The sequence below is a fragment of the Microcoleus sp. Z1_A1 genome, assembly GCF_036700305.1.
GTDB lineage: Bacteria > Cyanobacteriota > Cyanobacteriia > Cyanobacteriales > Microcoleaceae > Microcoleus.
Map to the genome: position 1 here is coordinate 1 of NZ_JAUBOR010000080.1, position 14,015 is coordinate 14,015.

Annotated in this window: 9 protein-coding genes and 1 tRNA gene; 5 read left to right on the forward strand and 5 right to left on the reverse strand. The window is 47.0% G+C overall.

From position 1 onward, the window contains the following. Positions 1–1,024: 1,024 nt before the first annotated feature. Positions 1,025–5,752, forward strand: coding sequence for a glutamate synthase-related protein (locus tag QT973_RS26225; RefSeq protein ID WP_333392518.1), 4,728 nt, complete (start codon positions 1,025–1,027; stop codon positions 5,750–5,752). Positions 5,753–5,976: 224 nt separating this feature from the next. Here the strand turns inward: QT973_RS26225 and QT973_RS26230 are convergent, their stop codons facing one another. From QT973_RS26230 to QT973_RS26245, 4 genes are all read right to left on the reverse strand, one after another. Then, positions 5,977–6,396, reverse strand: coding sequence for a type II toxin-antitoxin system VapC family toxin (locus tag QT973_RS26230; RefSeq protein WP_333392520.1), 420 nt, complete (start codon positions 6,394–6,396; stop codon positions 5,977–5,979). Continuing rightward, positions 6,393–6,662 (reverse strand): type II toxin-antitoxin system VapB family antitoxin, encoded by a 270-nt coding sequence (locus tag QT973_RS26235; protein WP_333212256.1) that lies wholly within the window; start codon positions 6,660–6,662, stop codon positions 6,393–6,395. The genes QT973_RS26230 and QT973_RS26235 overlap by 4 nt, the downstream gene beginning before the upstream one ends. A 99-nt stretch (positions 6,663–6,761) precedes the next feature. Continuing rightward, entirely contained in the window at positions 6,762–10,145 is a 3,384-nt protein-coding gene (locus QT973_RS26240) for an Eco57I restriction-modification methylase domain-containing protein (RefSeq protein ID WP_333392522.1), read from the reverse strand. A 29-nt stretch (positions 10,146–10,174) separates the two neighbouring features. Further along, the gene (locus QT973_RS26245) at positions 10,175–10,324 is read right to left on the reverse strand and encodes a hypothetical protein (protein ID WP_333392524.1); all 150 of its coding nucleotides are present in this window, start codon (positions 10,322–10,324) and stop codon (positions 10,175–10,177) included. Positions 10,325–10,525: 201 nt separating this feature from the next. Here QT973_RS26245 and QT973_RS26250 point away from each other — a divergent pair, with 201 nt between their 5' ends. The 3 genes from QT973_RS26250 (at position 10,526) to gcvT (ending at position 12,300) form a co-directional block, all read left to right on the forward strand. Then, positions 10,526–10,729: a hypothetical protein gene (locus QT973_RS26250; RefSeq protein ID WP_333058474.1), complete on the forward strand. Its 204-nt coding sequence runs from the start codon at positions 10,526–10,528 to the stop codon at positions 10,727–10,729. 153 nt (positions 10,730–10,882) lie between these two features. Next, positions 10,883–10,955: transfer RNA gene (locus QT973_RS26255), tRNA-Ala, on the forward strand. Between the two features lie 193 nt (positions 10,956–11,148). After that, positions 11,149–12,300: a glycine cleavage system aminomethyltransferase GcvT gene (gene gcvT / locus QT973_RS26260; protein ID WP_333233811.1), complete on the forward strand. Its 1,152-nt coding sequence runs from the start codon at positions 11,149–11,151 to the stop codon at positions 12,298–12,300. A gap of 188 nt (positions 12,301–12,488) precedes the next feature. On the opposite strand, the gene QT973_RS26265 is transcribed toward gcvT, so the two are convergent. Further along, a complete protein-coding gene (locus QT973_RS26265; protein WP_333263524.1) occupies positions 12,489–13,313 on the reverse strand; it encodes an alpha/beta hydrolase in 825 nt (274 codons plus the stop codon). Positions 13,314–13,372: 59 nt separating this feature from the next. Between QT973_RS26265 and gcvH the strand changes: the two genes are divergently transcribed. Then, the gene (gene gcvH / locus QT973_RS26270) at positions 13,373–13,762 is read left to right on the forward strand and encodes a glycine cleavage system protein GcvH (protein WP_333338961.1); all 390 of its coding nucleotides are present in this window, start codon (positions 13,373–13,375) and stop codon (positions 13,760–13,762) included. Positions 13,763–14,015: the final 253 nt, after the last annotated feature.

Here is a 14,015-nt window from a genome sequence, read left to right on the forward strand (position 1 = left end):
TTATAGCCCGTCCACTCATGACGGGCTATAAGAGCCCATCCCACAATAACAATTAAAATTGTAAGTTATTTAATTCGAGATCCTAATTAATAGAATGAAAAATATATAGCCATTCTCAGTAACATGATGTGCACGCTTGATCGGCGAGCCTTTGCCTCCGTGGGCATAGAGTCTAAGGCATACATCGCCAAGATTGAGAACTGTTGTAGTGAAAAAATCCTGGCCTAGCTAAGTCAATTAACGAGGAGTTTTGGTATTAATTCCGACACGGTTGCGGTTATAAAATCTGCATCATCAAATCGCCTCAACGAATCAAGAATCAAGCGCGTCTGTAGACCATAAAGTGTCAAAAAAGTTTGTGGGTAAAAAAATACAAAATAGGCTTAGGGAAAATTGTCAACCTTTTTGGGCTAGGCATCTTAGCCAGGGTTCTGAACATCCCTGACAAGACTTGCACCCCAACTCTGAGTGTAATGGGTGAAATTTTATCAATTTTTTGATAAACTTGATGTTCGCGGCTTGAGAGTTGACTTCACAATAAGACAGGTTTCACCAGTTGTGAACCGCGCTGCTACATTGCACCTACCGACTTAGCGGGCAGGTGGCTTTTGTGTCTGCGGGCGCTGACGAAAGCAACTCAACAGCGCAGCAAGCAAAATTACGCTAAAGTTACTATCTACCTGTGTTCGCAAGGCTACCCTTCCGAACTCAGGAAAAACCCACACAAAAAACTAGATCGCCTGCAATGTATATAGTTGCAGGGCGGCGATTTCCCAAAGAATCACAGCTTTTTAACAGCAAGGTATTCTAGGAGACATCTCCGAGGCGATGCGAGCGAGATAATTTGAAATCTGCCAACAGGGTTTTAGTGCTAAGTACAGGCAGCATCGACGTAAATTTTTATCCAATCAGCTTCCAATGTGCTGTTTTAAAGTTTACTAGGCTCCCACCGCTCGGCAGCCTTCTCTCTCCGAGCTATAAAAACACATCAACCACACAATCACGGAAATAACATTCAATCAACATGGGTAACACGATCGATCCAAACAGAAACGTGCATCAAACAGAGCGAGGAACTCCATTCGCCGGCCAAAGCTGGTTAGTGGAAGAAAGAGATGCCTGCGGTGTGGGGTTTATTGCCAACCAAAGCGGCGAAGCTACGCACTCGATTATTGAAAAAGCGCTGCCAGCTTTAACTTGTCTGGAACATCGCGGCGGTTGCAGCGCTGACTCAGATTCCGGCGACGGTGCGGGTTTGATGACCGCGATTCCTTGGGAATTGCTGGATACTTGGTTCGCCGAACAGGGAATTGTGCCTCCCGCACGGGAAAACTGTGGCGTGGGAATGCTGTTTTTGTCTCAAGATAAATTTCAAGCGACTATAGCGCGACAGGTGGTTGAGCAAGTTCTGACCGATCGCGGACTGAAACTTTTGGGATGGCGCCAAGTTCCCATTGTACCATCGGTTTTGGGCGAGCAAGCGCTAGAAAATCAACCTCAAATTGAACAAGTAATAGTCAGTTCACCGCACGCTTCCGGAGACGAACTCGACAAACATCTATTTTTGGCGCGCCGCACCATCGGACACGCGCTGTCAAATCGCCCCAACTTCACCCGCCGAGACTTTTATACTTGCTCTTTTTCCTGCCGCACGATCGTCTATAAAGGCATGGTGCGATCGGCCGTACTGGCAGAATTTTACCCAGACCTAAAAAATCCCGCTTATAAAAGCTCCTTTGCCGTCTATCACCGGCGCTTCAGCACCAACACCATGCCCCGGTGGCACTTAGCCCAGCCGATGCGCTTGCTGGGACACAACGGCGAAATTAACACGCTGTTGGGCAATATTACCTGGATGAAGGCGCGGCAAGCCAATTTATCTCACCCGAATTGGACTCAAGCTGATATCGACACGTTCAACCCAATTGTCAATCCCGAAAGCAGCGATTCGGCCAACTTGGACAACGTGATGGAATTGTTGGTGCACTCCGGCCGCACCCCCCTAGAATCCCTGACAATTCTGGTACCCGAAGCCTACAAAAATCAGCCGGATTTGGCTCCCTACCCAGAAATTGTCGATTTTTACGAGTATTACAGTGGCATTCAAGAACCTTGGGACGGCCCCGCACTGCTCGTGTTCAGCGACGGCAAACAAGTAGGTGCTACGCTCGATCGCAACGGTTTGCGGCCGGCCCGCTACTGCATTACTAAAGACGGTTTGGTAATTGTCGCTTCCGAAGCCGGAGTTGTCGATATTCCCGAAGCAGATATTGTCGAAAAAGGCCGTTTGGGGCCCGGACAAATGATTGCAGTTGACCTGCAAACTAAGGAAATTCTCAAAAATTGGCAACTAAAACAGCGAATTGCTAAGCGGCACCCCTACGGCGAATGGCTGAAACAAAACCGCGAAATCTTGCAACCGCAGCCTTTTGCCGAAACAGCAACCCTCGACTCGCAAACGCTGTTAGCAACCCAAACTGCTTTTGGCTACACAGCCGAAGATTTGGACATGGTAATCGTCGAGATGGCGAGTTCTGGAAAAGAACCGACTTTCTGCATGGGCGACGACGCTCCCTTAGCTGTATTGTCAGAAAAGCCTCAGTTGCTGTACAACTATTTCAAACAGCGGTTCGCTCAAGTCACAAATCCGCCGATCGACCCCCTGCGCGAGGGGATGGTCATGTCCCTGACGATGAATGTGGGCCTGCGGGGCAATTTACTGCAAGCAATCCCGGAAAATGCCAAGCTGCTAAAAATTGATTCCCCCGTACTCAACGACGCTGAACTATCTTTCTTGAAAGACCAAAAGTCTTTCACCGCAACCGAATTGTCAACGCTTTACAAAATTTCTGCCGGGCCTTCTGGTTTGAAAACAGCAGTCGAGCAACTTTGTCAAGAGGCGGCTGAAGCGGTGCGCGAGGGTTCGAGAATTCTGATTTTGAGCGATCGACCATCGAAGGAAGAAGGCGAATCTTCTGTGGGATTGAGTGCTGAATGTACTTATATTCCGCCCTTCCTGGCAGTTGGCGCGGTTCACCACCACTTAATTAGCGTCGGGCTGCGGATGCAAACTTCGCTAGTTGTCGATACCGCCCAATGTTGGAGCACTCACCACTTCGCTTGTTTGATGGGTTACGGGGCGGTGGCTGTTTGCCCTTACCTGGCCTTGGAAAGCGTGCGCGCCTGGTGGTCTGACGCCAAGACTCAAAATTTGATGCAGCACGGCAAAGTTCCCAATATTACCGTGACACAAGCTCAAGCTAGATACCGCACAGCGGTGGAAAACGGCTTGCTGAAGATTATGTCGAAAATGGGGATTTCACTGCTGGCTAGCTATCAGGGGGCGCAAATCTTTGAGGCGATCGGCATTGGCGGTGATTTGCTAGATTTGGGTTTCAAAGGCACTGTTTCTCGCATCGGCGGTTTGACTGTGGCGGAACTCGCTAACGAGGTAATGTCTTTCCACAGTCAAGCTTTCCCAGAATTGCACCTCAAAAAGCTGGAAAATTACGGCTTCGTGCAGTACCGCCGTGGTGGTGAATATCACATGAACAGCCCGGAAATGGCGAAGGCTTTGCACAAGGCTGTGACTACTTTTAAGGCTCAGACTAACAGTAATGGCAACGGGGCCGAACCAAAAATGACACCCATGGGTGTCAAAAATTCGGAAACGGCTTACGATCACTACGAGGTTTACAAGCAACAGCTTGAAAACCGCCCGGTAACGGCTTTGCGCGATTTGCTGGATTTCCAGAGCGATCGCCCTTCCATTCCCATCGAAGACGTAGAATCTGTAGCAGATATTGTCAAGCGGTTCGCCACCGGCGGTATGTCCCTCGGCGCCTTGTCCCCGGAAGCCCACGAAACTCTCGCGATTGCGATGAACCGCATCGGCGGCAAATCCAACTCCGGCGAAGGCGGCGAAGACCCGGTGCGCTACAAAGTGCTAAACGATGTGAGCGAGGCAGGTTTCTCACAAACGCTACCTCACTTAAAAGGTTTGCAGAACGGCGATACAGCTTCTTCATCCATCAAACAGGTAGCTTCCGGGCGTTTCGGGGTGACTCCTGAGTACCTGATGAACGCCCAACAAATCGAAATTAAAATCGCACAAGGTGCGAAACCGGGTGAAGGCGGTCAATTGCCGGGGGCGAAAGTGAGCGAGTACATTGCTTATTTGCGCCGATCGAAACCGGGTGTCACGCTGATTTCGCCTCCTCCTCACCACGATATTTATTCGATCGAGGATTTGGCACAGTTGATTTTTGACTTGCACCAAATCAATCCGAAAGCAGGAGTTTCGGTGAAGTTGGTGTCGGAAGTTGGCATCGGGACTGTAGCCGCCGGTGTCGCCAAGGCAAATGCTGATGTGATTCAAATTTCCGGTCACGACGGCGGCACCGGTGCTTCGCCACTGAGTTCGATTAAGCACGCAGGTTCTCCGTGGGAACTCGGATTGACAGAAGTTCACCGGGTGCTAATGGAAAATAAATTGCGCGATCGAGTTTTGCTCCGCGTTGACGGTGGCTTTAAAAGCGGCTGGGACGTGATTGTAGGCGCTTTGATGGGCGGCGAAGAGTACGGTTTCGGCACGGTGGCAATGATTGCAGAAGGCTGCATTATGGCTCGCGTTTGCCACATGAATAGTTGTCCGGTGGGGGTAACAACTCAACAAGAACACTTGCGGAAACGGTTCCCCGGAACGCCGGAACACGTTGTTAATTTCTTCTATTTCGTAGCACAAGAAGTGCGGAGTTTGCTGGCGAAATTGGGTTATAAGTCGATCGCAGATATCATCGGCCGCGCGGATTTGCTGAAAATGCGCGAGGGGGTGCAACTAACTAAAACCCAAGCGATTAATTTGGATTGTTTGACTAAGTTACCGGATACTAAGAGCGATCGATCTTTCTTGATCCACGGCGACGTACACACCAACGGGCCTGTGTTAGACGATGATTTGCTGGCGGATGCTGAGATTCAAAGTGCGATCGCCAATCACGGCACTGTTAGCAAGAGTGTCAACTTGGTGAATACCGATCGCACTGTAGGCGCAAGAATCAGTGGTGCGATCGCACAGCAACACGGCAACACCGGCTTTAGCGGTCAAATCACCCTCAACTTCACTGGTAGCGCGGGCCAAAGCTTCGGCGCGTTCAATTTGCCAGGGATGACGCTGGTACTGTCAGGCCAAGCCAACGACTACGTTGGTAAAGGGATGCACGGCGGCGAAATCGCGATCGCACCGCCGGCTGGTGCGACTTATGATGCTTCCGAAAATGCGATCGTCGGTAACACTTGTTTGTACGGTGCGACGGGCGGAACTCTGTTGGCTGCGGGCAAAGCTGGCGAAAGGTTTGCGGTGCGTAACTCGATGGCGAAAGCAGTCATTGAAGGTGCGGGCGATCACTGCTGCGAGTACATGACGGGCGGCGCGATCGTCGTGTTAGGAAAAGTCGGCCGCAACGTCGGCGCTGGAATGACGGGCGGCTTGGCTTATTTCCTCGATGAAGATGGGACTTTCCCGGCTCACGTCAACGGGGAGATTGTGAAGATGCAGCGCGTTTGTACGGCGGCTGGGGAGGCGCAATTGAAGGAGTTGATTGAGGCTCAGCGCGATCGAACCGGCAGCAAGAAAGCTGAGAAGATTTTAGCAAATTGGTCGGAATATTTGCCTAAGTTCTGGCAAGTTGTGCCGCCAAGTGAAGCGAATTCGCCGGAGGCTTCGGAACAAAAGATTGCTGTGGAAGTGTAATTTTCCAATTGATTAAATAGAGGAGGGGCGACGCGAGTTGCCCCTTTTTTAATCTTCATATCCAATCCCTTGGTATCGAAATTTTTCATCTCTCTCTTCTCTTCCTCAGCGTCCTCTGCGCTCTCTGCGGTTTAATCATTCCTTTGATTTTATGCCCAAATGCTTCACCCCGTTTCTGGGATAGATTTATACCACAATGGATGCTTAATAAGCAGGAAGGAAGTTTAAGAAAACCAGTTTTCGATGGCCAAATCTTGAAAGTTTGCATAATCAGCAACATTTCGTGTCACCAGAATCAGATTATTGACTTTCGCGATCGCTGCAATTTGCCCATCAGCATAAGACGGTGTAAGACCGATCGGAATAAGTCTGGCTCGTTCTTTAGCGAACCACTCAGCCGCTTCTTGGGTATAAGGTAAAATTGGTAATTTTACTTTCACTTCTTCCTGAAGATAGGCTTCGATCGCGCGGCGGCGCTTAGAGTCTGGCATTCGATAGCAGCCTAGCAGAACTTCTTGCCAAACGATCGAGGCGATCGCAACAGTGGATTTTGCCTCCATTAGTTGAGTCATCACATTGGCATTTGGAAGAGGACGAAGAGGTTCGGAGATAATATTGGTATCGAGTAAATAACGCAGCGTCATTCAAAGATGACCTCGCGGCCTACAAAAGTTCGATCGCGAATATCTCCCCAAATTTCATCAGGATTTAAACCCAGTTCATGCAGTTGATATTTTTCACGAAATGCACTGAGAGATTCTCCAAAGCTCAGTTCGAGATTCTGTGGCTGTTTGCGGCGTTGAATGTATTCGCGCAAGGCGATTTCAACTAAGGTTTCGATCGCAATTTCTCGTTCCAGTTCGATCGCCTCTTGCAGCAGTGCCGTATCCACATTTAGGTTCGTCACCATTGGCTTTCCTCTTTTAATCGTTGTTTTATTATAAATGCAATCAATCCAAAACTGTTCTAGACTTTCTCAAAGGTTGACAATCTAAAATATAACATTCTATCAAATCAGTCTGGCGATCGGCATTCGCGGAGGTGCTGTTTTCCACATCAAATCTATTTCCTCCGGTGTCAATCCGTAAGCTTGATTAACTAAGTCGGATAAACGGTGTTCGAGTCTCAACGCCTCAGCTTTGCGAGATTGAATGGCCGGTGCATATTCATTATAAGTTTCGCGGACTGCTTTTAGTCCAGCAACACCGAGAGGATCGGATGATTTAGTTTTCGGCATTCGCTTTCTGATTTCTGCTACAAACTCGGCAAAGGAAAGGGCAGAAAAATCTTCGAGTTTTTGTCCTAGTTTATCAATTAAATAAGTGATTTCCAGCCAGTGCAAGACATCTCGGTGAGTTTGTTGATTAGTTTTGGCAATTTCAATTAAACGGCTGACAATTAATTCGACTTCGGCACGAATTGAGTCAGTTGGTGGTGCGATGGGTAAAGTTTCTACCTGTTCTCTAAACATTCGGAGTGTGTCATTGATTCCTTTTTGCAAAATGTGGTGACAAATCCACCAAGTTATTGGCGAACACAGCCACCCAAGCATATAAAGATTTCCTGTTGGCCATAGATAGCAAGTATTCACTGGGTATACCTCTTGATCGAGGATGCAAAACCAAGAATAAGTAGCCAAATCTTGAGTGATAATTTTTGGTTCTTGAAAAATGTTATAGTAGGCACACGATCGCAGTTCCCACCAGTAACGCCCTTGATCGGAACGCTTAGACAGTTTTTCTTGCATCGGCTTCATATACTTATATACCGATGGAAATGTTTGTGCAAATATTTCCTCTGCTTGATCGTTTGCTTTACTCCACGGCCATACACTATCGCTGCTAGACTTCAGCAAAATAATCCAAAGATTTGCCCACTCTGGACTCCAGCGTTTAATATCTTGACCTCGTAAATAAGGCTTGATGATTTCAGCGGATTTAGGGTCTGCTTGAACCAGACTATTTTTAGTAGCTTCATCAATCAAAAAAGCTTCGTTAAATCCTGTTTTTATGCCATATAAAGGCTTAACCCCTGCAAAATCTTTTAGCGGAAAACCCACTCGTTGAATTTTCTGCATCAACTCATCAACAGCCGGAGGTTCCAGACTCCAAGCATTCGCAGTGAAACGATTTCGCGAAATTTGATAACCGTGTTGTTGAACGTATTGTGTAAGGTTGATATTAGCAATATCTTCGCGCGGAACCGGACAAACAATCACAGGCGAATTAGGTTCAGATTTACCTGGCTCAATCTCGCTTTCAGTTTCAGAGATACATAGAGAAGCGTTAGGTTTTCTGACTGCGACAATACAGGGAAAAGTATCAGCCTCCTCAAAAATTGGCGCGTGTCCGAAATCAATAATTTGCTCTAGTAAACCTTGACTGGCAAAGAACTTGCGTAGAGGTTCGCCGTATCCAGACCTCAGCCATTTATTTGTGACAATATACGAAAGCACTCCCTTCGGTTTGAGAATGTTTAATCCGAGTTCATAAAAGTAAGTATAAAGGTCTGCTACGCCGTTATAGGATTCATAATTTGCTTGCAAGTATGGTTTAATTGGAGATAGCAACTCCTGCCGCACGTAAGGCGGATTGCCAAGGACAACATCAAAACCGCCATCAGCAAAAATCTGGGGAAATTCAGCTTGCCAATCAAACGCTGTATCTGCTACATTACTGTCAGCGACGAGCGAGTTTCCCGCTTTAATATTATCATCCAAATACGTCAGGGTTTTACCAGGTTCGGCAGTCTTCAACCACAGAGAAAGTTTGGTAATTTCCGCCGATTCCGGCAGCAAATCTACGCCGTACAGGTTGTTGCTTAAAATGCTTCTGTCAAATTCCAGCGAGTTGCCGTCTTTTGGCTTACAGCCCAAAGCATTCAATTCGCGATCGACTCTTTCGTACTGCTGCATCAAATAATCAAAAGCCGCAATCAAAAAAGCTCCCGAACCGCACGCCGGATCGATGACGCGCGTTTTTTGCAGCACTTCGTCTCGATACGCTTTCCAAAACTTAATTGCAGTTTTCTTTGGTGGCTGAACCGACTCTTCAGCAACTTCGCCCATTAGGAATAAATCGCGCAATTCTTGCTCTCGCCGCTGCAAATAGCCACCGAGAGAAACCTCGACAATATATTGAGTAATATAAGCAGGCGTGTAAAACACACCTTGAGTTTTCCGCTTGCCTTTTTTCTGATTGTATTCCTGTCCGGCAGTTTCAGCATTTAATTCTTCCAAATCTGTAACAGACTGCTCGAAAATATGCCCCAAAATATCAACAGAAACTTCGGTATCAAAATCAAATCTGGTCAGCTTATTAAGCAGACTGCATAACGAATTTGGCACAGTCAATTGTGCGTCTAAAACCGGATCAAATTTAAATAAACCGCCGTTGTATCCCGGTACAGGAGGGTCATCATTTCCCACATCAACCCAGCGAAATACAGATTGATAATTTTCCCAAATTAATCTAGGATTGTATTGGTCTTTGTGGTCGTGAGCGTTGCTGAGGGTGTTTCGCGGCAGCAATCCTTTATCTTCACAAAAAGCAATGAATAAAACACGGTCTAAAGTTTTTTGAGCTTTTTCGATGAGTACGCGATCGCGGTTGGGGATATCCTGCGGCCCAGAAAAGCGAAAATGTTTAACGAGAGCGAGTCGAATTGCTTTGTACTCTTGATATAATTTATTGGTAATTTCTTCTTGAGCTTCGTCAGAGTCTTTTAACAGTCTGTCAATAACAGAACCTGTTTGCTCTTGGTTTTTAGGCAAAAAATTGCGGCGACACAGCAGAAAGTAAAACCGCTTAAAAGCTTCAATATCCGCCAAGTCAGCCAGAAAAAATTGTTCGTAATAAGCAGGAGTTTTATTGGTATGATAAAGTCGCAACTCTCGATAATTCGAGACAATAATCCAGCGACAATCCGGTGTATAATTAGCGTAGCGCCAACCTTGGTCAACTGCTGATTCCGATCGCCCAGATGCGGGACGGTCTAAATCATTTTTCGCTCCCTTGAGTTCGATAGGAGCAATCACTTTACCTTGCAGGGACACGGTTTTGCCTTTAGGATTGCCAGCAGCAGTAAAAAAGCCGATCGCCCCGTCAGCAGAACCGCCGCCATCAGATATCGTTTGTTCCGCGTTAATTTCCCAAGCTTTCCCCGCACCTTGAATTACCGAGCAATATCCCAAAATATCCTGAAAAATATCATTAATAAAACTGCCGTGCAGCGAAACTTCTTTAACTTCGTCTAACGTACCCATTTTAAGTGCAGCAATCCACGTTCCCAATTTTTGGCGGCGCACTTCCATATCTTGCGGAAAGCTAAAAGCACGCAAAGCAGTGTTCAGTGTTTTGCTGTGAAAAAGGGCGCGAGTAGAGCGATTTGTCATCTTTTAAAAGCAGATTAATAAAGTTAATTTTACAGCATCCAAGTGCAACAGCGGCTCAGACCTTCTGCTCTCAAATCAGTTATACTCCAAGGTCGATCCTCTTCGTTGGCGTAGCCCCCGTAGGGGCGGGCTTCGCTAACGCACCCTGACCCCTCAAAAAAGCGTGAGCGATCGCTCAAGAGTCAAAAACGCCACATCTAAAGCTGAGCTTGCTCTCATTTACTTTGCATATTGTAATTATCAAGGAAAGCTATCATTTTTTCTCACTAGCTTTCCGCTGCTCCCTCCGGGTTTGACAGCAAAAGTTAAATACAGGTGAGCTTATCTGCACGGAGCGAAAAGTTTTGTTACAATAGGTAAGCTGTTACAAATCGTAACTTATGCTGGTTCCTATTTTAATAATTGACGTTGCCCTCGTTGCCTGGTCTTTGCACTTAATGCAGGAGGCGATCGCGCAACGGGAATTTTCACTAATGCTAGCCGGCACCCTAGTTGCGGTATCAGCCGCCGCCCTGCTAGTCGTCTACTTCCTCATGGGGTCTTGTTTGAGCCATTTGAGCGAAATATCCCAACACACTTACTAAATGATAGTAGGCGATTGACCATTGTCCAGAAGCGAGGAGAGTTTGGTGGAAAAAAAGCCGAAAGCCTTGCCAGCCGAAGGCTCAAAACTAATTTCCCCAAAAAGCTTGACAAATATTGGTCAGTTAAGGCATGATTGAGAGCGCGAAAAGAAAGGGGAATTAGCTCAGTTGGTAGAGCACTACAATGGCATTGTAGGGGTCAGCGGTTCGAGCCCGCTATTCTCCATAAACATTAGAGTAGGGATACAGCACTGCCGTATCCTAATTTGTACCTAAACAGTACCAGCGCGTGCTTAAATTCGATCGCAACTTGTACCTAAACAGCATTGCGGTGTCCTTAAATTCGATCGCCCTACACACCGCGACAACCAATTTTCCCGTAAAATCAAAACAGTCTACCCGCAACCAAAGCGCTACCAGTGGCAAAGTCAACTGAACCCAACAATCCAGAGAGTCCGAGCCAACTTGCCCGCACGCCTCTGTACGACCTATCATTAGAACTCAAAGCCCGAATGGTGCCCTTTTCCGGGTGGGAGATGGCAGTACAGTACGCAGGCATCAGCAGCGAACACCAAGCAGTACGCCAGCAAGCAGGAATGTTCGACATTTCCCACATGGGAAAATTTGGTTTGAGAGGGAAACAAGTAAGAGAAAAATTTCAACCCTTAGTACCCTCAGACTTGAGCCGCTTGCAACCCGGTCAAGCTCAATATACAGTCTTGCTAAATGCCAAAGGCTGCATCTTAGACGACATTATTTTCTACTGCCAAGAACCAGACCCTATCACTAGCGAAGAACGTGCAGTAATCATTGTCAACGCCGCCACTCGCATCGCAGACAAAGCATGGATTACCACTCACTTAGAATTGAGCGATCTCACTTTTACAGACATCTCCGAAGATAAAGTTTTAATAGCAATTCAAGGGCCAGAAGCTGTTAACTATCTCCAGTCTTTTGTAGAAGGCAATCTCGCACCAATTAAGGCATTCGGTCACTTAGAAACAAATCTGTTGGGACAGCCGAGTTTTATCGCCAGAACTGGTTACACCGGCGAAGATGGGTTTGAAATTATGGTGGATGCCGAAGTTGGAAAAGAACTGTGGCAAAAATTGTTAGCTGCTGGCGTTGTTCCTTGCGGATTGGGTGCGAGAGATACCTTGCGTTTAGAAGCAGCAATGGCTCTTTACGGTCAAGATATCGACGACAATATCACACCTTTAGAGGCTGGATTGGGTTGGGTAGTTCACCTCGACACCAAAGGCGATTTTATTGGGCGGGAAGTTTTGGAACAGCAGAAAGCGAGTGGAGTATCAAAGCGGTTGGTAGGGTTAGAAATGCAGGGGCGGCACATTGCGCGCCACGGCTATCCGGTAATATTTGAAGGCGAAACAGTAGGAGAAGTTACTAGCGGTACATTATCGCCTACATTGAATCGGCCAGTAGCCCTCGCATTTGTTCCCGCAAAATTAGCTAAAATCGGTCAGCAATTAGAAGTCGAAATTCGCGGGAAAAACTATCCGGCTAGTGTGGTGAAAAAACCCTTTTATAAATCGCAAAACCGCCCCAGTTAGATTAAGTAGGTAAGCCTTAATTCAGGACTTACCTCCTGGGCCCAGAAACCGGGTTTTTTTACGAAAATAGTTCGTTGTAGACCGCAGATTCGGTAAAAAACCCGGTTTCTTTAGTAGGAGTGCGTCGAGGACTGATTGAGTTCTTGTGGAACGGGCTTCTAGCCCGTTGCTCATCTTGGTCAAGAAGACTAATCTACTAGCTTAGCAAATTGTCGCAAAGTTGCAGCATAGCGATCGCCCGCCACATCCATCAAATCATTATGACCGGCCCCATCAACCCAAAAATTCACTTTCGGCTCGTTGGCGGTGGCAAACAACTGTTCTCCATGCCAAAAATGCACCACCTCATCAGCCTTACCATGAATCACCAAAACAGGCGATCGAACTTTGCCAATCTTATCAATATTCACAAACTTGTCAAAGGGTAAAAGCGGAATCCGCGTCAACACCCGAAAAGCCGAAACAAAGGAACTTTCAACCACCAAACCGCCGACTTTTTGCCGCGAAGCCAAATCAATTGCCGGCCCACCCCCCACAGAACGCCCGTAAAGAATAATTTGGTTTGCAGGTACTCCCAACTGTTGGGTTAAATAATTGTAAGCAGCCTCAATATCACGATAAGTATTATACTCAGAAGGATTTCCCTGACTCGTGCCGTAACCTTGATAATCATAGGCAAACACAGCAAAGCCACTATCTCGAATCTCTCTGAGTACCCACAAAATCCCCTCCAAGTCTTCCGCATTTCCGTGACTGTAAAGTATGGTATATTTAGCTTGCGGGTTAGGAAAATGAACAGCAGAAATTTTCACGCCATTAGCTGAGCTAACTTTGATAACTTCCCTGTTCTCACTCTGACTAGATGGGGGAGGTTGAAAAATTAGCCGTTCTGAAAAAAAGAAACCGTAAAAACATAGAAATGCGTAAATAAAAATTATAGAGCGCATCAGTCTTTTGACAGAAAATTCTCCAAAAAGCAAGCGTTTAATATTTTTTTTGTTCCACTTAGTCATCAATAGATGCCCATAGTTCACTAAGATTTACTTGATACTTTTTTATTGCGAGAAAAGACATGGCACTAACATACCCCGATGACTTGAAATACCTAGACACCCACGAATACATCCGACTCGAAGGCGAAATTGCCACCATCGGCATTAGTGCCTTTGCAGTTGACCAACTCGGCGATATCGTGTTTCTAGATTTGCCCGAAGTCGGTGCAGGGTTGGAAAAGGGCGAAGCTTTCGGTACAGTCGAGTCAGTGAAAGCCGTTGAAGACTTGAAAGCACCAGTTACCGGTATCGTCGTAGAACGCAATGATGAGATTATAGAGTCTCCCGAAAATTTGGCCGAAGACCCCTATGGCGCTGGGTGGCTGCTGAAAGTGCGCGTTGACAATCCCAGCGAAGCAGACGACGCTTTCTCGGCCCCGGAGTATCGCAAAATGGTGGAAGGGGAATAGGGCATAGGGCATAGGGCATGGGGCATAGGGCATAGGGCATAGGGCATAGGGCTCGTTGATAATTCCACAATCCGCCAGGGGTTGAAACCCCTGGCTAATAGCACAAGTCGTCTAAAGACGACTGAAATACCAAGCAGTTGGGCGAGGAGTTCCGATAAGTGCAGCTTAATCTACAGTCGTCTTCAGACGACTTTAGCTATGAGACAGGGGTTTCAACCCCTGTCGGACTGTCGGACTGTCGGACTGTCGGACT